Origin of the sequence: Burkholderia sp. Se-20373, from assembly GCF_017104705.1 — a bacterium.
In the GTDB taxonomy this organism is placed as follows: Bacteria; Pseudomonadota; Gammaproteobacteria; order Burkholderiales; family Burkholderiaceae; genus Burkholderia.
Genome location: NZ_JAAGPH010000030.1, coordinates 1 through 23,554, shown reverse-complemented (window position 1 = coordinate 23,554; position 23,554 = coordinate 1). Strand labels below are relative to the sequence as shown.

Below are 23,554 nucleotides of genomic sequence, written 5' to 3'. Positions count from 1 at the left end.
CGCGCGGAATTTTGCGCCGAGCTGCGTTCGCACGGTACCGAGGCGCGTTTTCGCCAGCCGGCAGTGCGAAACTCGCACTGCCGTCGGGGCGTGCATTTCACTCGGTGCGATGCTCATGCGTCTCGTGTGGCGGATGCGACTCCGCAGGGTGCGGATGCGGTGCGGGTGCGTGCTCGGGGGCCGGTTGCCGCGGCTGCGCTGCCGTGTGTTCCTGTGGTTGCGCCTCGTTGTGCGGTGGCGCCTCTTTGTGTACTTGCTGCTGAGTCTCGTTGCGTTGCTGCATGGCGTCGCGCTGCCGTTGCTGCTCCGCATTGTGTTGCTGCGACTCCTTGCGCTGCTGTTGCTCCGCTGCGTTGTGTTGCTGCATTTCCTCGCGTTGCTGCTGCTGTACTGCGTTGTGCTGTTGCATCGCTTCGCGTTGTTGCTGAGCCTCGTTGCGCTGTTGCTGGGCGGCCGCACGATTTTCCTGCGCGGCGTGCGCCTGCTGCATGGCCTGCTGCCGCGCCTCGCGCATCGCGCCGGGCGCATGCTGCGCGGGTGCCTCGGCATGCGGTTCGTTCGCACGGTTCTGTGCGAACGCGCCAGGCGACGGGCGCGCGCCGGGGCGTGCATCGTTCGCGCCGAAGTGCGGCATCGTCATCGGCCCGGCGCCCGGGCGTTGCTCCATGGCCTGCCCGCGCATGGGCTCCGCACCCGGCTGCATCGTGTTGCGTTCGATCGTCGTGTTCGTCGTGTTGTTGGTGACGTTGCCGCCGTAGTTGTTCGTGATTCGCGTGTTGCGGATGCTGGTGATGTTGTTGATCACGGTGGTCGACTTCGACACGTACGTGGTGTGGTTGTACACCACGGCCGGGCGCTGCCAGCCGCCGTTCCAGCCGGGGCCTTCCGGACGCGGCGCGCCCCAGTTCATGCCCCATGCATGCCAGCCCCAGTCGTGGTGCCCGAAGATCGCCGCGCCGACGGCGATGCCGACGCCGAACGTGATCACGCCAGCGGCAACGACTTCCCCCGTGCTGTATGAAGGCGGCCGGTACACGTAGCCGGGGTAGGCCGAAACCGGCTCGCCGTAGACGACCGTCGGGTTGTACGACGGGACATAGACGACCTCGGGCTGTGCCGATTCGATCTCGATGGCCTGCGCGGGGGGCGGCACGATCGCCGGCCCGGCGTAGACCACGGGCGCATCGTTGGTCGGCGTATAGCCGGTCGGTGCGGCCTGCGCGACTTGCGTGACCCGCATCTGGCCGCTCGAGCGGAGATGGCCGGACGTCTGCGCGCGCTGGCGCATCACCTGGATCGCGTTCATCACGTCGGTGGGGTCGTTGTAGTAGGCCTGACCGAGCGACGTGGTCCAGGCCGGGTTCGATGCCATCTGCGACAGCACCGCCGGGAACGCGGTCAACGCCTTGACGGAAGGATCCCACGGCTGCGCATCGGCGGCGGTGGCGAGTGGCTGTCCCTTCAACGACGGATTCTGCATGACCCAGTTATTGGCGGCCGTGACCTGGTCCGGATACGTTGCACCCGCCAGCACCAGCGCGACGAGCTTGTCGGGGAACAGTGCGATCGGCGCGACCATCCGGTAGAGCTGGTCGGCAGTCGGCGGTGTGTAGGCGACGGGCGCCGAGGCGGGCTGGGCCGCGGCGGCCGCGCTTGCGTCGCTGGCCGGAGCGGCGGCGCTGCTGTCGCCGTTCTTGTTGCAGGCCGAGAGGCCGAGCAGCGACACGATGAGGGACGACGCGATCATCGTTCTGACGGGGCGGTGTGCACGTGTGTTGTTCATGTTGCTCGTTCGGTGTTGTGTCGGCGTTGGCAGGCATGCGGGCCGCGCGATCGGCTTGAGCACTGTGCCGAGACCGTCAGTGCATGCTCCGGGGCATCGGCCGGGGCCGGCGGCAGGGTCGCGCTCGCAGGGTGGTTGTCCCGCGACGAATCGATATATTCAGTTAAACGCACGACACGCGCGGAAGTTGTCTGCGTGTTGTGTAACAGTGTGTACCTTGCAGTCCGTAAGCGGGTCGATGCTGCCCGGGTAATGGACATGAAAGTTGCTTGCGCAACGATTGCAAGGTTGACGAGGGCATCGTCGCGCCGAAGGCTGCGCCTCGAGACTGCGCGGAATACAAAAAGCCCGCGACGGCCCTGCGGCCCCCACGGGTTGTTCAGCGATCACATCCGGTTCCATGCATGCGTTGCGGTGCGCATGCGGAACCGGGGCAGTCAGCGATTCATCAGCGTGCGAAATCCGACGTGCTCTGGATGAACGTGTTCAGCTTCGAGATGTTCACGCTGCCGAAGCCCGTCGTCGCGTCCCAGCCGGCCTTTGCCTTGTAGCCGTAGGTGCCGCTGCCGTTGTTGCCGGACGTGACGTCGTGCAGCAGTGCCGCGTTGCTCGGGAAGTACTTGTAGATGCTCGACGCGGGGAACCCGAGCGCATTGTTGTTGGCGGACTGCAAGCGCGCCCAGATGCCCGTGAAGATCGGCGCGGCGAGGCTCGTGCCGCCTTCGTTGTTGAGGTAGCCCGAGCCCCACAGCGTGTCGGACGTCTGGCCGTTGACGACGAGAATCGCGCCGGTGCGCAGGTCCGCGTCGAAGCCGACATCAGGCAGTGCGCGCTTGGTCGAGCCCGTGAGGCTCGACGATTGCCACGATGGCGCGGCTTCGTACTTGCTGTACCCGCCGCCCGTCGACCACACGGTGCCCGGCTGCCAGCTCGGATCGTTCCAGACGATCTCGCTGTTGTACGCGTTGGTCGACGTATTGGTGAACAGCGTCGTGCCGCCCACGGCGATCACGTACGGCGACGTCGCTGGCTCGCTCACCGTGTAGGTCGAGCGCGACGGCGTGCCGCTCGCACATTCGTACGCGCCATGGTCGCCGGCGGACACCGAGAAGGTCTGCCCCTGCGCGACTGCCTGCTTGAAGATGGTGTCGTCGGTAGCCTGCGAGCCGGTGCTGTTCGCGGACGATTCGCACACGCCCAGCGACACGTTGATCACTTTCGCGACGTTGTCGGTCACGGCCTTGTTGTACGCGGCGGTGATCGCCGTGAGCGTCATCGACGGCGCGACGTAGAACACGACCTGCTTCACGCTGCCGCCGGCCGCGCCGACGATCGACTGGCTGTCGAGGTTCCATTCGACGGTGCCGTCGGTGTCGGTGTACGAGCTGCCGGACGGGCCCGTCTTCACGATGCTGCTGCTGATCGTGCCGAGACTGTTGTTTGCGGCGAACGTATTGAGGTCGCTTACCGTCTGCGACAGGTCGCCTTCGGAGATGATGCCGACGGTGGTCTGCGAGGCGGTCGGCGTGCCGTCGCCGCCGTAGATCGACGAGAATTCGGTCGGGTTGTGCGGCACCGCCGACGCGCCGGCCGGAATCGTCAGGTTGCTGGTGTTGCCTTGCGGCTGGCCGCCCGCGCCCGTGTGCATCAGCTCGACGTTCTGCAGGCCCAGCACCGAACCCACGACGCCGCCGATCGCGTTCGGCACTTGCGCGGCGTCGGTATTCGCGTAGACGCTGCGGCCGTTGCGCGTGAAGCGCTTGAGCGTCGTGAGGAACGCGGACTTGATGGTGGCCGCGGTGCCGGACGCGGAGACCAGCAGACGGTTCGGCGCGACCACGATGTTCACGAAGCCTGCCTTGCGCAGATGCGCGACGACCGAGGCGACCTGCTGGTCGGTCGGCGCATATTGCGACGCGAACTGCGCCGGCGTGAGGAACTGCCGGTAGTGCGGCGAACCAGGCGTATGCAGGTCGTGCAGATACTGGTCGAGTTGCGCCTCGTTGCGCAGGTTCAGCCCGAGCACGATGTCCACCGACTCGCCCGGCGCCATCTCGACGGCTGCTGCTGCCGCCGCCGCCGTGCTCGCGGCGGGCGCGCCGGCCGTACCGGCTTCGCTCTGCTGCACGAGCGGCAGGAAACCCTTGGTGTGCGTTTCCGTCCAGCCGGCCGCAGGCGCGGCGTGGGCGGTCGCCATGCCGAACGACGCGGCTGCGGCGGCGAGTGCGAGTTTGACGAAGCGATTGTGCTTTTGATTCTTGTCTGCAACCTGATTCATTTGAATTACCCCTCCGGTTGAACATCGAACAGCACGAACAACAACGGTCGACAGCGGTGCGGTTCATGCACCGCCGATTTCTGTCGCCCGCGTGCGGATGGCACGGACGCGACAGGGCCTTTCGCCCGATCCGGAAAAGTGTCTTTTCTCCGGAGGCGAAATACGGAAAACGCGGTAACGGGAAGGCTGCGCCGCGATACGACGCAACTGCGCCGGACGTGACGCGGGCGAGATTGCTAGAGCAACAGTTTCGTTGTCCTGCTCATTTGATTCGATCCTTCGGCCCGCTGCCGGATGGCAGTTGTCCAATGAGATGCATCGGGATGTTGCATGCGTCGGCGCGAACGATGCGGCCGGCGGCGAGCATTGCGGTGCGGCGGAAGCAAAAAAACGTAGAGCGGAAGCGATTGCGTAGTGAGCAATTCGTCAGATTGCTTGCATCGGACGGTATCAAGAACGAAAGCGGGGTGTCAAACTTTTTTTGATTATATGAAACTAAATTAAAGCGAATAAGTGAAATGTTTTTGAAAATATTGGCAGTATTTTGTAATGTTCGAGGCCGCCAAAGAAAGTAATGCGGAATGCGATTTGCCGATCATTTCTCGTTCGATGCGTAATGGGCGCAATTGGCCGATCGTGTTCGAGGCGTGACTCGAATCGCTGGGTCGCGGTGAAGCAAGGCGAGCCTGCGCGCATCAGGAAGCCGGGCATGAAGTCGCGAGGTGTCCGACGTTCCACATGCCGTCCGAGTCAACGAGGATCGAACCAGCCGTGCTTGAGAACGACCATCCTTGCATTGAAGTGCCCGCAACCTGGAAGGGCACGCTGGCAGATTGCCGATGGCCGCGACAGACGGAAGGGCAGTCGGATGCCGCGGTATTCCGGCTCGATGCACGAGACGGATTTCCTGTCCCGTGCATCGTCTTTTTTCGTAGTACTCCTGCTTTTCAATCGAAGATTTTCACGTTCCCTACGAATCCCGGTCGTCAGTCGCGCTCGCGCCATGCATAGGCGAAGCGGACGCCGTCGCCGAGCGTGCACTGGAAGACCTGGGCCGGCGCGACCGGCTGATACGTGGTTGGCGAAAGCGAGCGCACCGTCACCGTCGCGCTTTCATCCTGCATGACGCGGTATTGAATCAACTCCAGCACCGGCGAGCCGCTGGGCTGGGCGGTAAGGTGCTGGTTGGCGAATGCAAGCGTATTGCCGCCGACTTCCATGAAGTCGCGTATCGCGAAGCCGCCCGATACGGTGGGCACCGTTGCCTTCGCTTGAACCGGCTGCGCATTCTGGCACTGGTTCGGTGAAAAGATTGCAGTCACGGTTACGCCTGAAAACAGCCGCGTGCGCAACTGTCGATACGAATTGACGTTGTCCGGCTGGGAGCTCGCGGCTGTTGCCGCGAGACTGGTTGCCGCGCCGGCGGCAACAAGAACAATGGCGAAGCGATTCAGCATTTTCCTGTCTCCGTGCGATGAAACCACGGGCACGATAGCACGGCGCGCAGGCATTGTTCAGACGGTTCGGTCGCGGCAGCTACTGTCGCGCACCTGCATCCCGCAGCGCGTCCACGGCTTCCGTGTTGTCGTGCGAGCGCGCGAGCTGCAACAGGGACTGACCGCGCCGATCGACATGATTCGGATTCGCGCCACGCGCGACGAGGAGCGGAATCAGGTCGAATCGATTGAACAGCGTGGCGAATCCCAGCGCGGTTTCCCCGGCGCCGTTCGTCTGGTCGATCGGGCATTGCGTATCGATCAGGCGCCGCGCGATATCGGGTTCGTTCTTGAAGAGGGCACCCATCAGCGCCGTGTTGCCGTGGCGGTCGCCGGCGCATGCGTTTGCGCCGGCAGACAGCAGGTAGTCGAGCGCGGCGGGCTGGCCGTCGTAGGACGCGAGTATCACGGCCGTGAAGCCGCGGCTGTCGGTGGCGTCGACCGGGTAGCCGGCGTCGCGCAATGCACGCAGGATGTCGACGCGTCCGACGCGGGCGGCGTCGAACCAGTCGCCGTCGTAGCGGCGCAGCGCGGCAGGGTCGGCACGCGAATACGCCGGCTGTTCGGGAAGGTGCGCGCAACCGGCGACCGCGGCCAGCGCCAGGACTGCTGCGGTGGAGCGGATCGCGCGCGTCAGGCGTTCGGATTGCATGAGGATGTCCTGGTGGATGGGTTGGGTCGACGTGCGCGGTGCAACCCCGCACGTCGACGGCGACCGGAGTCGCGGGATCAGTTCTCGTTCAGCTTCGCGGCGAGCGCCTGCACTTGCCCCACGTCGGCATGCACGGCCTGCGCGAGACGCGTGCCGTAGTCGGCATCGGCCTTGTAGAAGTACGACAGCATCGCGTACTGGTTGTGCGCGTTCGTCACCTTGCCGAGATCGCCGGACAGCGCGGTGATCAGGTCGTCCCTGTCCTGCTGCGACAGGCCGCGGTAGTACTCGCCCGCCTGGCGGAACCGCAGCTTCTTGTGGATCGCTTCCTGCTGCGTCGTGCCGCCGAGCGTCATGCGCACGGACTTGTACTGCGGATCCGGCGCGAGTTCATGCAGTGTCGACGGTTCGTAGTTCACCTCGCCCTTGCGGTCGCCGGCGTTCATCCTGCCGTCCTGGTTGTTGTTGACCACCGGCACGACGGGCCGATTGATCGGCAGATCCATGTAGTTCGCGCCGAGCCGGTACATCTGCGTGTCGGCGTACGCGAACAGCCGGTCCTGCAGCATCCGGTCTTCGGACGGCTCGATGCCGGGCACGAGTCGCGATGGTGCGAACGCCGATTCCTCGGTCGACTGGAAGTAGTTGCCGGGCACGCGGTTCAGCGTCATCGTGCCGATCTTGCGCTCGGGCACACCGGTCCACACCTTCGTGTCGTCCAGCGCATCGAAGTCGAACCGGTTCAGGTCCTGCGGCGTGAGCACCTGCACGTACAGATCCCACTTCGGGAAGTCGCCTTGCTTCAGCGCGCCGTACAGGTCGTTCGTCATCATGTTCCAGTCGCGCCCGATCGATGCGTCGATCTCTTGCGGACGCAGGCCGCGCACGCCTTGCTGGCTTTTCCAGTGGAACTTCACGTAGTGCACGTCGCCGTGCGCATTGACGAACTTGAACGCGTGCACCGCGAAGCCGTCCATGTGACGATACGAATCGGGCATGCCGGCGTTCGTGTACAGCATCGTCAGCATGTTCGTCGCTTCGGGCGTGTGCGCGAAGAAGTCGAATGCGAGGTTCGGATCCTGCACGCCGGTCACGGCGCTCGGCTTGTTCGCGTGAACGAAGTCGGGGAACTTGATGCCGTCGCGAATGAAGAACACGGGCCAGTTGATACCGACCATGTCCCAGTTGCCCTGTTGCGTATAGAACTTCACCGCGAAACCGCGCGGATCGCGCGCCTGTTCAGGCGAGCCGCGATAGCCCATCACGGTGGAGAAGCGCACGAACACGGGCGTGCGGGTGCCGGGTGTGAAGACCTTCGCTTTCGTCAGGTTCGAGATGTCGGCGGTCGGCACGAATTCGCCGAATGCGCCGGTGCCGCGTGCATGCACGACCCGTTCCGGAATGCGTTCGCGATCGAAGCGCTGCAGTTTCTCGATGAGTGCGGAGTCTTGCAGGAGCACGGGGCCGGCAGGGCCGGCCGTCTGCGAATTCTCGTTGTCGCCGATGGGGGCGCCCGTGTCTCGCGTGAGTTCGGCGGCATGGGGGGACGCGGAAAGTGCAACGCAGATCGCGGCGACTGCGTGTCTCAGCACGCGATGGGAGGATGAGGACATGACGATGGAACTCCTTGAATCCGATCGGTGGTGGGGAAGCCGACTGAATTAGAAGAGATCGTCAGACGATTGGCTAATTGATATTCGATATGTTTCCGATAGCGACGGCGTCGATGCGGCGGGTGCGGCTCTCATCAACGCAGGCGATGAATATTGTTGTGCGCGCAATGAGTTGTTGCGTCACGCGCCGTGAAGCGGTCCGCAAGCGTCGAACGTGGGTTCATCGAACGTAGGATGCCTTGCGTGAACTTTTGCGATCGACATTTCGAGCGTCGGTGCCGCGGCAGTCTCGACGAACCGAGCCGTGCAGCACCGAACAACTCGGCATCACCCCGCGCCCGCCTGCCACCCGAGCCCGAGGTTCTTCTGCAACGACACATAGTCCTTGATCAGCTCGGCCTGCCCGGCGATCACGTTCTGCTGCGCGGACAGCGCTTCGCGTTGCGTATCGAGCAGGTCGATCATCGATGCGACGCCCGCGCGATAGCGTTCGTCCATCAGCGTTCGGGAATGCACGGCCGACGTCTGCACCTTGGTGAGCGCAACGACGTGTTCGCGCTGATGCCCATAGCGCTGCAATGCCGTGTTGGCATCCTGCAGGGCGCCGAGCACCGCCTTCTGATAGTTCGCTTCCGCCTCGTCTCGCGATGCCTCGGCCGCGCGCACCGCCCCGCGCGTGCGCCCGAAGTCGAGAATGTTCCATTGCAGATACGGCGCGCCGACCCAGGTGAAGTTCTGCTTGCGGAGCAGGTGGCCCGGATCCGTCGCGCTGAAACCGAGATCGCCGAGCAGCGTCACCTTCGGGAAATAGTCGGCGACGTGCTCGCCGATCTGCGCATTGCTCGATGCGAGCCGGCGCTCGGCCGCGCGAATGTCGGGACGCTGTTTCAGCAGCGTGGCCGGATCGCCGATCGCGACGCTGCCGGGCAGCGTCGGCAGCGTCGCATCCGGTGTCGACAGTGCCGCGTCGAGCGAACCGGGCGCGCGGCCCGTCAGGATCGCGAGCCGGTCGAGCGACTCCGTCACCTGCGCGTCGAGCGGGATCAGAGACGCACGCGTGGTTTCGACCTGTGTCGTCAGGCGCTCGAGGTCGACATCTGCGGCGACGCCGCGCGCGCGGCGCTGCTGCGTGAGTTCGAGCATCTTCTGCTGCAGCTCGGCGGTGCGCCGCGACAGCGCAAGCCGCTGCTGCTGGTCGCGCAGGTCGACGTACGCGTTCGCGACTTCGGCTGCGATCGATACCTGCGTGTCGGCGAGATCGGCGTCGACCGCTTCCGCTTGCGCCGATGCTGCTTCGACCGCGCGGCGCGTGCCGCCGAACAGGTCGATTTCCCAGGTTGCGTCGAAGCCTGCCGAGTAGAGCTGAAGCGGGCCCGAGCCACCCAGCGACGGCGAGGTGCCGCCCGACGGGTTCGAGCCGTTCGACGGCAGCAGCGAGCCGAGCGCGCTGACGTCCGGCTCGCGCATGCGGATGGCGGCGACGGTAGCCGACGACTTCGGCAACTGGGCCGCCCGTTGTTGCGAGAGCTGCGCGCGCGATGCGCGCAAGCGGGCTTGTGCCGCGTGCAGATCGGGGTTGTACGTGAGGGCGGCGGTGATCAGGTCGTCGAGCTGGCGGTCGTTGAGCGCGTGCCACCATGCACTCGGCGCGGGCGCAGCGGAGTCGACGCCGGTGGCCGGCGCGCGCACGAAGGTCGGCGCGTCCGGCGCGGCGGGCGCGCCGCGATAGTCGGGGCCGACCGTGCAGCCGGCGAGCAGGCACGCGGCCGCGCACAGCGTGAGCGCGGGGCGGCGGGGCAGGGAGGAGGGTTTCATCGCGTAAGACGGTTCAGTGGCCGGACGACATCGGCTGCGGCCCGCGCGGCGTTCTCAGCAGCAGCGCGAGCGGCACGCAGGCAAGCAGCGCGAGGCCCAGCAGATAAAAGGTTTCGGAATAGGTCATCACGACGGCCTGGATCTGGATCTGCTGGGCCAGCTGTCCGAGCGCGCGCATGTTCGAATACGCGAGGTCGCCGGTGTGCGAGAACCAGTTGGCCGCATAGGCCGACAGCCGGTCCTGCCCGATCAGCGAGTTCGCCGTCACCGATTCGCGGAGCGCGGCCGTATGGAAGGTCGTGCGCCGGTCGATCACGGTGCCGATGATCGCGAGCCCGATCGAGCCGCCGAGATTGCGCGCCATGTTGTAGAGCCCGGCCGCATCGCCCGAGTCTTCGCGTGCGACGGCCGCCATCGAGGCCTGATTGAGCGGCATCATCGCGAGCATCTGCGCGACGCCGCGGATCAGTTGCGACCAGACGAAGTCGTGGCCGACGCTCTGCGCGGTCAGGCTGATGTCGAGCATGCAGCTCAGGCAGAACAGCAGCAGCCCCGAGATCACGAGAATGCGGAAATCGACCTTGCCGAGCAGGCGCGGCAGGATCGGCATTACGAGGAAGGCGGGCAGCCCCGACAGCAGCATGATCGCGCCCGCCTGTTCCGCGTTGTAGCCGGCGACGATCGCAAGGAACTGCGGCAGCAGGTAGGACACGCCGTACAGCCCGGCACCGACCGCGGACACGATCACGATCACGCTCGCGTAGCGCGGGTTGCGCATCAGCGACAGCCGCATGATCGGCCGCTTCGCAAAGATCTGCGACAACGCGATCAGGATCATCCCGGCAAGCGACACGAGGCTCAACGTGACGATCATCTGCGATTCGAACCAGCGTTCGCGCTGACCTTCCTCGAGCACGACGGTGAGCGAGCTCAGACCGATCGCGAGGCCGAAGATCCCGAGCCAGTCCGCGTTCAGGAATGAATGCCATTGCGGGCGGTCCGACGGCAGCCCGAATATCAACAGCGCCATCAGCAACAGGCACACCGGCAGGTTCAGGAAAAAGCACCAGCTCCAGCTGACGTTCTCCGCGAGCCAGCCGCCGAGCACGGGGCCGAACAGCGGCCCGAGCAGCACGATCAGGCCGAACAGCGTCATGCCGACCGGCAACTGCGACAGCGGCAGCCGCGTGCGGATGATGGTTTGTGCAGTCGGGATCAGCGCACCGCCGGTGAAGCCCTGGCCGATCCGGCCGGCGATCATCATCGGCAGCGAATGCGACCAGCCGCACATCATCGAGAAGGCAATGAACAGCGCGGAGTTCGTCAGCAGGAAATTGCGCAGCCCGAACACGCGCGTGAGCCACGCGGCGAGCGGGATCATCACGATTTCCGACATCAGGTAGCCGGTCGAGATCCACGTGCCTTCGGTGCCGGTCGCGCCGATTTCACCCTGGATCTGCGGCAGCGCGGAGTTCGTGATCGAGATGTCGAGGGTCGCCATCAGCGCGCCGAGCGCGCCCGCCGCGACCGCGATCCAGTCGGTCACGCTCGCGCGGCCCTCGTGCGGCGGCATCGGCATCGTGGCGGACGCTTCAGCCATGATGCGTCTCGTCGCGGGCCGAGCGCGTATCGACGTCGACCGTCACCGACAGCCCCGGCAGCAGCATGCGCTGCGCGCGGGCGTCCGCGGCGAGGCGGATGCGCACCGGCACGCGCTGGACGATCTTCGTGAAGTTGCCGGTCGCGTTCTCGGGCGGCAGCAGCGCGAATTGCGCGCCCGTGCCGGGGGCGAAGCTGTCGACGACGCCGGACAGCGCGCCGTCCGGCAGTGCGTCGACGTGCAGTTCGACGGGCTGGCCGATGCGCATGTTGCCGATCTGCGTTTCCTTGAAGTTCGCGACGAGGTAGATCGAGTCGACGGGCACGACGGTCAGCAGGCGCGTGCCGGGCTGCACGTATTGACCGACGCGTACCGTGCGATCGCCGACGCGGCCGGCGAGGGTGCTGCGCACGATCGTGTTGTCGAGGTCGAGCTGCGCCTGTGCGGCGCTGGCCTGCGCGGCTTCGAGCTGCGCGCGCGCCTGCTGGAGCTGCGCGGTGAACGACGCGATCTGCGTGCGGGCGGCAGCGATCGACGCATTGTTCGCGGCGAGCGTCGCGGCCGCCTGATCGCGCGTGCTCTTCAGGTCGGCCACGCGTTCGTGCGTTTCCGCGCCGGTCGCGGCGAGCGGCGCATAGCGCGTGTATTCGTCGCTGGCGTGCTGCGCGTTGATGCGCGACACCTTTGCCTGTGCATCGGCCTGTTCGAGATTCGCGTGCTGCTGGCGGATGTCGGCCTCGGCGCGTGCGATGTCGGCGCGGCGCGCGTCGACGGTCGCAAGCGATTGGGCAAGCGCGACCTGGTACTGGCGGACGTCGAGCCGCACGAGCGGATCGCCGGCCTTCACGGCCTGGTTGTCGCGCACGTACACGTCGGTCACGTAACCGGCGACCTTCGGCGCGGCCGTCATGCTGTCCGCCTGCAGGTACGCGTCGTTGGTGCTTTCGATAAAGCGGCCGACCGTCCACCAGCGGCCGAGCCAGACGGCGCCGCCGATCGCCGCAAGCACGGCGACGACGAGCAGGATGCGCCGCTTCGATCCGTTGCCGTTGCGCGGGGTTGTTCCGTTTTCCTGACGATCTGCTTTCGGTGGCGAGTCTTGCGGCGTCGACATGCTGGCATCCAATTTATTCCAAGTGGAAGAATTATTCCAGTTGATAAAATTGTGTCAAGTAGAATGTCGGTCGATCGAATGACGAGGAAGGCATGAACGAAGCGAAGAAGCTGCGCCGTACGTCGGCGGGCGGCTACGCCCGCGGCGACGAAACGCGCCAGCGGATCATCGAGGCGGCGATCGAACTGTTCGGCGAGCGCGGGTTCGCGGGGGCATCGACACGCGAGATCGCGGCGATGGCCGGCGTGAACGCGCCGGCGCTCCAGTACTACTTCGAGAACAAGGAAGGCGTGTACCGCGCGTGCGTGGAGACGATCGCGGAGCTCGGCCGGGAAGTGTTCGCGCCGGCGGTCGGCCATGCATGGGCGATGCTCGATGCGGACGCGGACGTCGACGTGCTGATCGATGCGTTCGTCGGGCTGCTGCGCGCGCTGGCGGACCGGATGTTCACGGCGCCGAAGACGATGAACCAGCGGATGTTCTTTGCACGCGAGCAAGGCGGCCAGGAGCCGGCGAGCGCGAGCGAAATCCTGATGAAGCGCATGCGCAAGCCGCTGAACGACGTGAGCGCCGAGCTGATCGGCCGCATCTCGGGGCGGCCGGCCAACGATCCCGTCACGCGCTTGCGTGCACTGAGCCTGTTCGGGCAGATCACGGTGTTCCACATCGCGCAGCGTTCGGCGCTGCAGTTGCTCGAATGGGAGGCATTCGAAGGCGCGCGCGCGAAATTGCTGATCGACACGATTGCCGAGCAGACGCGGGTGCTGCTCCAGCAATGGCACGTGCAGCGCGACGCCTTGGCGGCCGATCCTGCAGCCGGCTCGAAGCGCGAGCCGGGCGCGACGGCGAAACGGACGGCGAAGGCGGGGGCGTCGACGTCCGCCGCGAAAGGCCCGCGGCGCGGGAGCAAGCCTGCCGCGCGTTGAACGCGGTGCGCCGCCGGCCCCGGCCGGTCAACCCGGCTTGCGCGCCGGTGCGGCCGGCGACGGCGGCCGGGCCGTCACTTCGGCAGGATGGCTGCTGTCGCCGTGGGTGCCGTTTTCGTCATCGACCACCGGCCGCGATCCGTCCGCGTACGCAACGACGCTGCGCTGCGGATTGGCGATCCGGATGCCGCGTTCGAGGAACGTCTCGGCGATCCGCCGGTTGAATTCACGCTGCACGCTCCAGCGCGTCGAGTCCGTGCATTGCATCTGTCCGGCCAGCGCGAGCGTCGCGCCGTCGACCTGATCGATACCCCAGTAGCTGAAGTCCGACAGGATGCCGTCGCGGTACTTCGGATCGTCGCGCAGTGCCGCACCAATCTCCTTCAGCGTCGCGATCGCGCGATCGATATCCTCGCCGTAGGCAATGCTGATCTTGACGGCCGCGTTGCCGAGCCCGCGATTCGTATTGTTGACGGTCGTCACGGAGCTGAACGGAATCGTGTACAACGACCCGTCGCCGGCGCGCAGCCGCACGGTGCGGATCGACAGGTATTCGACCGTGCCCGACACACCGGCGAGCGTGACCCAGTCGCCGACCTGCATCGCGTTTTCCATCAGCAGGAAGATCCCGGTGATGAAGTCCTGCACGAGCTTCTGCGAGCCGAAGCCGAGCGCGACACCGAAGATGCTGGCGCCGGCAAGCAGCGGGCCGACGTTCACGCCGAGCTGGCTGAGGCCCGTCAGCACGACGACGAGCGCGATCATCACGAACAGCAGCGTGCGCAGCATCGGCAGCAGCGTGCGCAGCCGCGCCGCGCGCATGAGATTGCCTTCGCGCGTCCAGCGCTGCAGGCGGCGCTCGATGGCGATGTTCGCGGCTTCCCACACGACGAGCGCGACGATGGCCGCGATGGCGATCGTCACCAGCGCCGACGCGAGCCGGTGGCCGATCGTGCCGGTCTCGAACGCGCGGAAGATCGGCACGCCCCAGATCTGCAGCAGCAGCACGAGGGTCACGATGCCGATCGCGCCCGACACGATCTGGCGCAGCAACGGGTAGTAGCGGTAAGCGTGCGCATGGACGAGCGTGCGATCTTCGTCGCGGCCCTGGAACAGCCGCGCGAGCGCGCCGAACACGACGATCGACACGATCCGCATGCCGATCATCACGGCGATCGAGCGGCCGCCGAGCGTGATCAGCACGCGGTAGCCGTTGTGGACGTCGAGCGCCCACACGAACCACAGCGCCATCACGATGAAGACCGATACGGGCGCCCACGCGTCCGCGAGCGCGTTGGCGATCATCGCGAAGGACGGGCGATCCTCGCCGGCCGCGCGGATCCGCGCGGCGACCGGCAGGCGGCACTGGAGGATCAGCGCCGAGACCATCAGGTGCCCGACGAGCGCGACGGCTTTCAGCAGCGCGACGTGACCGGCGTCGCTGAGGCCGAAGTTCGCGGCGATCTCGACTGCGGCCGTGCAGGCGCCGACCACGATCACGATCCGCGCGATCGAGCGTTGCGCGAAGTCGGCCCACGCGTCGCTGATGTGCAGCAACCGCAATTGCCGCGCATCGGGCTGGAAGAACAGCCGACTGACGATCGTGACGAGCCGGCAGATCACGTAGATGTCGATCAGCGCTTCGAGCGCGGATTCGATCGGGGCGGCCGTATCGCCGATCACCGACATCGTCAGGCTCGCGACGCCGACGAACACGAGCAGCGGCACGGCACGCAACGCCAGACTGACGAGCGCGCGCGGCATCCGGTGCAGCAGCGTGGTGTGGCGGCGCGCGTGGCCGCGGCCTTGCGACGACGCGGGCGCGGCGTTCGGGGTGTCGGGAACATCTGGCGGGGCAGCCGTGCCCGGTGGTGCGTTGTCGTCGTCGAGCGTCTCGGAGTCGGGTGTAACGGACTCGGACTCGGTGGGGCGCGACGTGTCTGCGCGCCGAGCGGCCACCGCGGCCAGCGCGCGTCGCAGCATCCGCTTCGCGAACCATTCGACGAGGAGCGCGGGCACGAGCACGGCGACGATGATCCAGAGCGCGTGTGCAAGATCCGCGCGCGCGTCGGCGCGCACCAGCTTGTCATGCCACCAGTTGCCGACCGAGCCGACGTCGAGCAGCGAGTGCAGCGATTCCTTCAATGCACCGCCGATTTCGATGGTCCAGCGCGATCCCTGCCGGACGAGCATCGATGCGAGCCCGTTCGACGTCAGCGCCGCCGGGGCCGCGGCGGCCGACGCGGCGCTGGCCGCAGCCGCATCACTCGCTGCGATCGCGGGGGCGCTCAACGCGCCGACGGCCGCGATCGCCCGGAGCGTCGTTTCGACCTGCGCGCGATCGCGCGGATTTTCGAGCACATTGAGTGCCTGCTGCGCCTGTTGCGGCGTCAGCGCGGGCGCGGCGCCGGAAGCGGCCGACGCGGCGGCCGGGGCGGGAGCAGCCGCATGAGCGGCCGAGACGACGGCGGCCAGCAGCCAGCCGAGAAGGAAATGTCGCATGGAGTAGGCATGCGGGCGCGCATCGGCGCGCGGCCCGCCAGGCTGAACGATGGACGGAAGTTAACATGATTGCGATGGGAACCGAATAGTTCCGTCGACGATCATTCGAATCGGGCATACCCGACGTGGTGCGGGCGTTTGCGGCGCGTTTGCGCAGTCATGTGTCCGACGCGGACTGTGGGTCGCCAGACAGGTCGGGCGTTTCAATGGTCGGCGCGCAAGACATTTGTAATGTCGGCTCGTCGACTACGCGTGCACCACGCACGCATCGGGTCAAATTAATCTGGAATCCTGCCGAATTACGCTGGCTCGTCGTGAAAAACGGGCAGAACGTGTTCCGCGATTTCCTCGATGACTTCGCGCACGGGCCGGTCCGAGCCCGGATTCAGCGTGACGTGGTGCGTGCCCGCCGCGTGCATGTCCCGCAGGGTCTCGATCAATGCCCGGCGTCCGGTTGCATAGCCGAGCGGCAACGCGGTGGCCGGCGCGTCGGGATCCGCGACGAGGTCGAGCCGCATCGAGACGCCGAACGCGCGAAAGGCTGGCGTCGCGAGCCGGTCGACCGCCGCGCGCCACATCGAATAGCGTGCGCGCTGCGTGTCCGGATCGCGGTGGTACGTCATCCAGCCAAGCGAGTGCCGTGCGATCCAGTCGACGCTTTGTCCGCCCGAGCCGACCGCCAGCATCGGCACGGCGTCGGCGCCGCACGGGAGCAGCGTGAATTCGGGCGCATCGGGCGGCGCTTCGTCGGGCAGCACGCGCGACGGCACGCCGAGCGCGGCCGCGACGACGTCCCAGTGGGCGCGGTAGCGGTCGCGCCGCGTCTCCGCGTCGACACCGAACGCCGCATATTCGGGCGGGCGGTCGCCGGAGCCGAGCCCGAGGATGAAGCGGCCGCCCGACAGCGTCGCGAGCGACAGCGCGCCTTTGGCGATATGCAGCGGATGACGCAGCGGCAGCACGATCGCGCCGCTGGCGAGCGCGATCCGGCGCGTGCGGGATGCCAGTGCACCGAGCAGGACCCACGGGTCGAGGTGCCCGACCGGATCGGGGTAGTCGGCGCTGTTCAGCGGCACGTCGCGAACCCACAGCGCGCGAAAGCCGAGCGTGTCGGCCAGCGCCGCGAGTTCGAGCTGCTCGTCGAAGTCGGCGACGATATGGCCGGTGCGAAGCAGTGGAAGCGTAAGGCCGATCGACAACCGTCCGTCCGAAAAGACGCGATGCGCGACATCGGGGCGGGCAGAGGCTGGGGTGGTCATGTCGAGTCCTTGGAGGCAGCGCGAAGCCAACGCGCGACGTTGCGAGTTCGAATGCTAGCGTGTTTGCACGACGGTTGCGCGGTATGGCATGCGCAGCGACCGGTTGACGTCGAGGCAACGCAGGTCATGCGGGCAGCGGGCCGGGCATAATCGGGGCCTTCCGTCATTGAAAACAACGCATCCGGATGAACATGCTTCAACACATGGCGATCGGTCTGGCGGCAAGCGCGATGCTTTTCGCGGTCGCGTCGGACGCGCTCGCGGACGATGCGCAGCGCGCCGCTATTTGCAAGACCGCCGAGGAAACGGGCCACACGGCCGACATTCGCAATTGCCTCGGACTGCAATACGAAGCAGCCGACAAGCGCTTGAATGCGGTCTACAAGACGAAGATGGCGAGCCTGGATGCGCAAGGGCAGGCGAGACTGCGCAACGACGAGCGCCGCTGGCTCAAGGCGCGGGACGCGAAGTGTGCCGAATCGCGGCAGCCCGATGCGGGCGGCACGCTCGGGCTCGTGGAGGTCGACAGTTGCTTCGTCGACGAAACCGAGCGTCGCGTCAAGGTGATCGACGCCTTTCGTTGAGGTGTCGCGCCGGCCCCGGTGCTAAGCCACGCACAGTGTTACGCATGTGCGTCAGGCATGCGTCGGGTAGTGGGCTCCGGTCGGGTGGTGCGCGCCGCGCGAGGAAGGCCAGGACGGCGCCGCGCGCCGGTTCATGCGGCACTGTGGGGCGATTGTAAGCCGTTCGGCGGTCGCGCGCAGAGGCAACGTCGCGCTGTTTGCCCGGGCCCGGCGGGTGCGGCGGGACGGCTCGGCCGGCCGACGGCAGCCGATCCGGCAGGCGTTTCAGTTTCGAAACGTTCGCGCGGCTTGCCGGTGCGCGATGCGCGTCGATGGCCCCGTTTCGACCCGCGCGGCCTTGCGGCATGAAGCATGGTGCGCTCCTTGCATAACTGTGCACGCCGTGAGCGCGGTCGCGGACGCAGTCGGTCCGGCGATCGCTTCAGTGGGTCGGACGTATCGGAGACGGGGACAAGAGAATGAAAACAGACCGAATCGCAACGTGTCGTGTTGCAAACATGAATCGCCGACCTGCCGGGCCATTCGCTTCGCCGTTTATCGAGGCGACGTGAGCGCGCGGCTTTCCGTTCCATCCGAGCAATCGGGTTTGTTCTGAACGACGACGTGCAGGCATGACGCACGAGGCCGACTGGTGCCGGTCGGCCGTCGGGGATGAACCGTGAATGCCTGCGGATGGCCCGGCCCGGATCCCGGATCGTCAATCTGCCGCGCGCAACGCGAGTCGTCGCGCGGCGTAGGCGTAGGCGTGCCGTGCCTTGCAGCGGCGCGACGGGGCCGAACCGGATCGCATCGGAAAGCCGGCAGCGCATCGATGCATTCGGCATCGCGGAACACATGGAGTCCAGGGGAAGCGTTCACCCGCCGCAGCAGGGCGGACGCCGCGAAATTGTGCTGTCAGTTGATCCACTACCCCGATGGATCAATTGTTGAAGCGCCCATCGCTACGTGGCGATGGGCGTCTTTTTTTGTGCGCAGGTTTGCGACGCGGGCCATCGGCCCGATCGCGCGGCGTTCTGTATCATGTGCTGGCGTGCCTGGCCGCCCGTGCGGGCGCACGGCTTGCCGGCGCGCCCGATCACGCGTTGCCAACATGAACGACACAGCTCAGAACGATCCCCCAACCGCCGACGTCGATCCGGCCGCGCTCGATGCGCTGCACACGTTCGTCGAGCGTCATCCGCGCCTGCTGGTGCTGACCGGCGCGGGCATCAGCACCGATTCCGGCATTCCCGGCTATCGCGACCGCAACGGCCAATGGATGCGCTCGCCGCCGATCCAGCTCCACGAATTCCTCGGCTCCGATGCCGCGCGGCGGCGCTATTGGGCACGCAGCATGATCGGCTGGCCCGTCGTCGGCCGCGCGCAGCCGAACGGGTCGCACGTGGCACTGGCGCGGCTCGGCAGCGCGGGACGGATCGAGCGGCTCGTCACGCAGAACGTCGACGGCCTGCACCAGCGCGCGGGCAGCGGCGACGTCATTGAACTGCACGGCGGCATCGACGGCGTCACGTGCCTCGGCTGCGGCGCGCATCATGCGCGCGCGACGATCCAGGTCATGCTCGAGGCCGACAATCCCGAACTGCTGGGCGCGCAGGCCGAGCCGGCCGCGGATGGCGACGCGCACCTCGAATGGGCCGCGCTCGACACGTTCCGCATTCCGGCGTGCCCCGCGTGCGGCGGGCTGCTGAAGCCGGCGGTCGTGTTCTTCGGCGAAAACGTGCCGCGCGAGCGCGTGACGCTCGCGTCGCAGGCGCTCGAGGCGGCCGATGCGCTGCTGGTCGTCGGTTCGTCGCTGATGGTGTATTCCGGCTACCGCTTCTGCGTGTGGGCGCAGGCACAGAACAAGCCGGTCGCCGCGCTCAATCTCGGCCATACGCGCGCCGATCCGATGCTGACGCTGAAGGTCGAGGCGCGCTGCGCGCCCGCGCTCGACGCGCTGACTGCGCGGCTGGGCCTCGCGAGCCACGCACCGGAGCAGGCATCGTGACCGATCCGACCTGTTCTCCCGAGCCGTCCGCGCGGCTGTCGGCGCCGGCGGCCGAACGCAATCGCGGGCCGATCCTCGACGTCTTGCGCCGCGTGCTGCCGGCGAGCGGCCGCGTGCTCGAAATCGCGAGCGGCACGGGGCAGCACGCGGTCCACTTCGCGCAGGCGCTGCCGGGCCTGCACTGGCAGCCGAGCGATCCCGATGCGCAGGCGCGGCGCTCGATCGCCGCGTGGGTTGCCCATGCGGGTCTCGCCAACGTCGCCGGGCCGCTCGCGTTCGACGTGCGCGACGCGTCCTGGCCGGTCGACACGCTCGATGCCATCGTCTGCATCAACATGATTCACATCTCGCCGTGGGCCTGCACCGACGCGCTGTTCGCGGGGGCGTCGCGCCTGCTGCGGCCGGGCGGCGTGCTGTTCCTGTACGGGCCGTATCGTCGCGAGGGCCGGCATACGGCGCCGTCGAACGAAGCGTTCGACCTGCAGTTGCGCGGCCGCGACCCGTCGTGGGGCGTGCGCGATCTCGAGACCGTCGTCGCGCTCGGCCTCGATCGCGGGCTCGACTGCATCGAGGTGGTCGAGATGCCGGCGAACAACCTGAGCGTCGTGTTCCGGCGGCTGCCGGACGCGGAGCAATGACAGGCAAGCGCGCATCGCCGCCGGGTTTCCACTATCCTTTCGCCTGTGCGCGCGACCCGGCTCGGGTCGCGCCCCGTTTTTTCCGGAGAATTGACTAATGGGCAAACAAGCAATCGGTGTGATCGGGCTCGCGGTGATGGGCCGCAATCTCGCACTCAATATCGAGAGCCGCGGTTACGCGGTGTCGGTGTACAACCGCAGCCGCGAGAAAACCGACGAACTGATCGCCGAATTCCCCGGCCGCAATCTGGTGCCGACCTATACGCTCGAGGAATTCGTCGCGTCGCTCGAAACGCCGCGCCGGATCCTGATGATGGTGAAGGCCGGCGAGGCGACCGATGCGACGATCGCGTCGCTCAAGCCGCTGCTCGAGAAGGGCGACGTGCTGATCGACGGCGGCAATACGCACTTCACCGACACGATCCGCCGCAACCAGGAACTCGCGCAATCGGGCCTGCACTTCATCGGCACCGGCGTGTCGGGTGGCGAAGAGGGCGCGCTGCGCGGCCCGTCGATCATGCCCGGCGGCCAGCGTGATGCGTACGATCTCGTCGAGCCGATCCTGAAGCAGATCGCGGCCAAGGCGCCGTCGGACGGCGAGCCGTGCGTCGCGTACATGGGCCCGGACGGTGCAGGCCATTACGTGAAGATGGTCCACAACGGCATCGAATACGGCGACATGCAGCTGATCGCCGAAAGCTATGCGGTGCTGAAGGACGTCGCGGGCCTGACCAACGACGAACTCGGCGCGGTGTACACCGAGTGGAACCAGGGCGAGCTCGACAGCTACCTGATGGAGATCACGTCGAAGATCTTCGGCAAGAAGGACGAGGAAACCGGCAAGCACCTGGTCGACGTGATCCTCGATCGCGCGGCGCAGAAGGGCACCGGCAAGTGGACGAGCCAGAATGCGCTGGATCTCGGCGTGCCGCTGCCGCTGATCACCGAATCGGTGTTCGCGCGCGTGCTGTCGTCGCTGAAGACCGAGCGCGTCGCGGCCAGCAAGGTCCTGTCGGGCCCGGCCGCCGCGCCGTTCGACGGCGATCGCGCCGCGTTCGTCGAAGCGGTGCGCCGCGCGCTGTACCTGAGCAAGGTGATCTCGTACGCGCAGGGCTTCGCGCAACTGCGCACGGCGTCGGAAGAGTACGGCTGGAACCTCGATCTCGGGACGATCGCGAAGATCTTCCGTGCCGGCTGCATCATCCGCGCGCGCTTCCTGCAGAAGATCACGGACGCGTACGCGAAGGATTCGGCGCTCGCGAACCTGCTGCTCGACCCGTACTTCAAGGACATCGCCGCGAATTACCAGGCATCGCTGCGCGACGTCGTGGTCGCCGCGGTGAAGGCCGGCGTGCCGGTACCGGCGTTCGCGTCGGCGGTCGCGTACTTCGACAGCTACCGCTCCGAGCGGCTGCCGGCGAACCTCGTGCAGGCGCAGCGGGATTTCTTCGGCGCGCATACGTTCGAGCGTACCGACAAGCCAGGCAGCTTCCACGCGAACTGGTCGTAACCCGCCCGCGAGGGCGGCATTGTTGCGAAAATCTATTCTATCGATAGGGTTTTTCGATACCGGATGCCGAGATTGTTGGTTCCTGGGAAATAGTGTTTTCGTTGTTTCATGGTTTTCCCTAGGTGTTGCCGGGACTAAACTCTGTTCCATCGCTGCAGACATGGTGTGTGCGGCGGAGCAAAAAAATCCCGGAGGTAATCATGAAATCGCTGATCGCAACGTTCGCCGCAGCTGCCGTCCTCGCCGTTCCCGCCGTCTCGTTCGCCCAACAGAACGCGCCCGTCACCCGTGCACAAGTGAAGGCCGATCTGGTCGCCGTGCAACAGGCCGGCTACAAGCTGGGCAGCGACCGTACGAACTACCCGGAAGGCATCCAGGCTGCTGAAGCCCGCCTGAACCCGCAACAGAACGTCGCCGCTGCCGACACGACCGGCTACGGCGCGCAACCGGCTGCCGCGCAAGAATCCGGCGCGCCGGCCAAGGCCAAGACCGGCTGGCAAGTCAAGCGTATCGCTGACGACGCCCCGATCTACAAGGGTCGTTAATGGCGCGGCCGCATCGGCGGCCTGATCCGACCCTGGAAGCACAAACAGCCCGTCGTTCCGTCATGCGGAACGGCGGGCTGTTTTCATTGGCGGCGCGCCTATCGCGCCAGCTGCCAGTCCAGTTCAGTTCAGTTCAGTTCAGTGCAGCGCGTGCCGGCGGTGCCCGATGTCCCGGAACAACGCTTCGGCCGGTTCCAGCACCTGCAGCCACGTTTCGTCGTAGCCGCTCAACGTGTCGAGCGCATCGCGCAGCCGCTCGATCGCGAGGATCGGCAGCTCGACGCTGTGGCGCGTGGCGCCCGTCATGTGCGCGACGCTCGCCAGCTGGACGAGCGCATCGGCCGCCTCGGCGACGTCGGTCGCGAACAGCAGGTGCCGATTGAGCAAGTCGACCAGGCCGCTGGAGCCGGAGAAGTCGTCGGCGTTGAGCTGCACGGAAAGAAACGTCGCGTTGTTCATTGTCATGCTCCTCGTTGTCGTTGGATCGCGCAGTGCATCACCGAGTATAGGTGGCGATCGACGGGGAGAATGTGACGGGATCGACACTGCCCGCGCGGGCGGCGCGGCATGCGGAGGGGCCGCCACAGCCCGCCCGACGGCCCGCGCGGCGCGGCTTGCAGGCCACCGGCACGCCGGTGCGACGCCGCAAGATTGTTGCCGGATCAGGCACCTCACGCGGCCTTGACCGCCACAAATGGTATCTTTGCCGGTCGGGACGAAGCGAAAAAGGGGCCGGTGAGCCCATTCGCACCCACGTCCCGCTGTGGAAACTGACGGCCGCGAGCGCGGTCGGATACTGGTTGATCCGGCCGTTCGGCCGGACATCGTGCGTCGCGCGCCGGGGGGCGGTGGGCGGCGCAACGACGCAAATCCGGGAGGACCCTTGAGAGAAACTATTCCCATCCACGATGCGCTGACGCGCTGGCTGCCGCAGGCGGCGCTCGCTGCCGCAGCCCTCGCGCTGACGGGCTGCACGATGACGCCGTGGACCGACAACTGGCAGCCGGCGCGCCAGCCGGCACCCACGTCGGCCGCGACGCCGGGCGTGATCGCCGGCTATTACCGCGTGAATCCGGGCGATACGCTCGCGGGCGTCGCGAACGCCTACGGGCAGCGCGTCCAGGACGTGGCCAGCTGGAACCACATGGCGCCGACCGATGCCGTGTATCCCGGTCAGGTGTTGCGCGTCGCGCCGCCGCCTGCCGCGACGTCGCTCGGGCAGCCGCCAGCGGCGGCCGCGCGGGCGGGCTCG

18 protein-coding genes are annotated in these 23,554 nt (G+C 66.8%); 7 read left to right on the top strand and 11 right to left on the bottom strand.

The window, feature by feature from the left end; all coding sequences use genetic code 11:
* Nucleotides 1-97 precede the first annotated feature (97 nt).
* The 8 genes from G3N96_RS12955 to G3N96_RS12920 form a co-directional block, all read right to left on the bottom strand.
* Nucleotides 98-1,783, bottom strand: a complete 1,686-nt coding sequence (locus G3N96_RS12955; protein WP_206137468.1) for a DUF3300 domain-containing protein — start codon at nt 1,781-1,783, stop codon at nt 98-100.
* A 448-nt stretch (nt 1,784-2,231) separates the two neighbouring features.
* Entirely contained in the window at nt 2,232-4,061 is a 1,830-nt protein-coding gene (locus G3N96_RS12950; protein WP_206137467.1) for a S53 family peptidase, read from the bottom strand.
* 986 nt (nt 4,062-5,047) lie between these two features.
* Entirely contained in the window at nt 5,048-5,518 is a 471-nt protein-coding gene (locus G3N96_RS12945) for a VirK family protein (RefSeq protein WP_206137466.1), read from the bottom strand.
* A 79-nt stretch (nt 5,519-5,597) separates the two neighbouring features.
* Nucleotides 5,598-6,209 carry an ankyrin repeat domain-containing protein gene (locus G3N96_RS12940; protein WP_206137465.1) on the bottom strand — a complete coding sequence of 204 codons (612 nt, stop codon included), beginning with the start codon at nt 6,207-6,209 and terminating at the stop codon, nt 5,598-5,600.
* Nucleotides 6,210-6,286: 77 nt separating this feature from the next.
* Nucleotides 6,287-7,822: a catalase gene (locus tag G3N96_RS12935; RefSeq protein WP_206137464.1), complete on the bottom strand. Its 1,536-nt coding sequence runs from the start codon at nt 7,820-7,822 to the stop codon at nt 6,287-6,289.
* A gap of 327 nt (nt 7,823-8,149) precedes the next feature.
* A complete protein-coding gene (locus tag G3N96_RS12930; RefSeq protein WP_206137463.1) occupies nt 8,150-9,637 on the bottom strand; it encodes an efflux transporter outer membrane subunit in 1,488 nt (495 codons plus the stop codon).
* Nucleotides 9,638-9,650: 13 nt separating this feature from the next.
* The gene (locus tag G3N96_RS12925; protein ID WP_206137462.1) at nt 9,651-11,237 is read right to left on the bottom strand and encodes an MDR family MFS transporter; all 1,587 of its coding nucleotides are present in this window, start codon (nt 11,235-11,237) and stop codon (nt 9,651-9,653) included.
* Nucleotides 11,230-12,351: an HlyD family secretion protein gene (locus tag G3N96_RS12920; RefSeq protein WP_206137461.1), complete on the bottom strand. Its 1,122-nt coding sequence runs from the start codon at nt 12,349-12,351 to the stop codon at nt 11,230-11,232. The genes G3N96_RS12925 and G3N96_RS12920 overlap by 8 nt, the downstream gene beginning before the upstream one ends.
* 92 nt (nt 12,352-12,443) lie before the next feature.
* On the opposite strand from G3N96_RS12920, the gene G3N96_RS12915 reads away from it, so the two are divergent.
* Nucleotides 12,444-13,277, top strand: coding sequence for a CerR family C-terminal domain-containing protein (locus G3N96_RS12915; RefSeq protein WP_206137460.1), 834 nt, complete (start codon nt 12,444-12,446; stop codon nt 13,275-13,277).
* A 27-nt stretch (nt 13,278-13,304) separates the two neighbouring features.
* Here G3N96_RS12915 and G3N96_RS12910 read toward each other — a convergent pair whose 3' ends face one another.
* Both G3N96_RS12910 and G3N96_RS12905 read right to left on the bottom strand, forming a co-directional pair.
* Entirely contained in the window at nt 13,305-15,779 is a 2,475-nt protein-coding gene (locus tag G3N96_RS12910) for a mechanosensitive ion channel domain-containing protein (RefSeq protein WP_206137459.1), read from the bottom strand.
* A 299-nt stretch (nt 15,780-16,078) separates the two neighbouring features.
* Complete coding sequence (locus tag G3N96_RS12905) at nt 16,079-17,038, bottom strand: LLM class oxidoreductase (RefSeq protein WP_206137458.1); 960 nt, start codon at nt 17,036-17,038, stop codon at nt 16,079-16,081.
* A gap of 185 nt (nt 17,039-17,223) precedes the next feature.
* Between G3N96_RS12905 and G3N96_RS12900 the strand changes: the two genes are divergently transcribed.
* The 5 genes from G3N96_RS12900 to G3N96_RS12880 all read left to right on the top strand — a co-directional run bounded on the left by G3N96_RS12900 (nt 17,224) and on the right by G3N96_RS12880 (nt 22,302).
* Complete coding sequence (locus tag G3N96_RS12900) at nt 17,224-17,622, top strand: lysozyme inhibitor LprI family protein (RefSeq protein WP_124576335.1); 399 nt, start codon at nt 17,224-17,226, stop codon at nt 17,620-17,622.
* Nucleotides 17,623-18,712: 1,090 nt separating this feature from the next.
* A complete protein-coding gene (locus G3N96_RS12895; protein WP_206137457.1) occupies nt 18,713-19,609 on the top strand; it encodes an NAD-dependent protein deacetylase in 897 nt (298 codons plus the stop codon).
* The gene (locus G3N96_RS12890) at nt 19,606-20,247 is read left to right on the top strand and encodes a DUF938 domain-containing protein (RefSeq protein WP_206137456.1); all 642 of its coding nucleotides are present in this window, start codon (nt 19,606-19,608) and stop codon (nt 20,245-20,247) included. Before G3N96_RS12895 ends, G3N96_RS12890 begins: the two co-directional genes overlap by 4 nt.
* Nucleotides 20,248-20,344: 97 nt before the next feature.
* Nucleotides 20,345-21,757 carry an NADP-dependent phosphogluconate dehydrogenase gene (gndA, locus tag G3N96_RS12885; protein WP_043177729.1) on the top strand — a complete coding sequence of 471 codons (1,413 nt, stop codon included), beginning with the start codon at nt 20,345-20,347 and terminating at the stop codon, nt 21,755-21,757.
* A 200-nt stretch (nt 21,758-21,957) separates the two neighbouring features.
* Nucleotides 21,958-22,302, top strand: coding sequence for a DUF4148 domain-containing protein (locus G3N96_RS12880; protein WP_043177725.1), 345 nt, complete (start codon nt 21,958-21,960; stop codon nt 22,300-22,302).
* Between the two features lie 138 nt (nt 22,303-22,440).
* Here G3N96_RS12880 and G3N96_RS12875 read toward each other — a convergent pair whose 3' ends face one another.
* Nucleotides 22,441-22,761, bottom strand: a complete 321-nt coding sequence (locus G3N96_RS12875; protein ID WP_206137455.1) for a hypothetical protein — start codon at nt 22,759-22,761, stop codon at nt 22,441-22,443.
* Nucleotides 22,762-23,185: 424 nt separating this feature from the next.
* Here G3N96_RS12875 and G3N96_RS12870 point away from each other — a divergent pair.
* Nucleotides 23,186-23,554 (top strand): LysM domain-containing protein (locus G3N96_RS12870; RefSeq protein WP_206137454.1); only part of this gene is annotated, 369 nt, incomplete at its 3' end.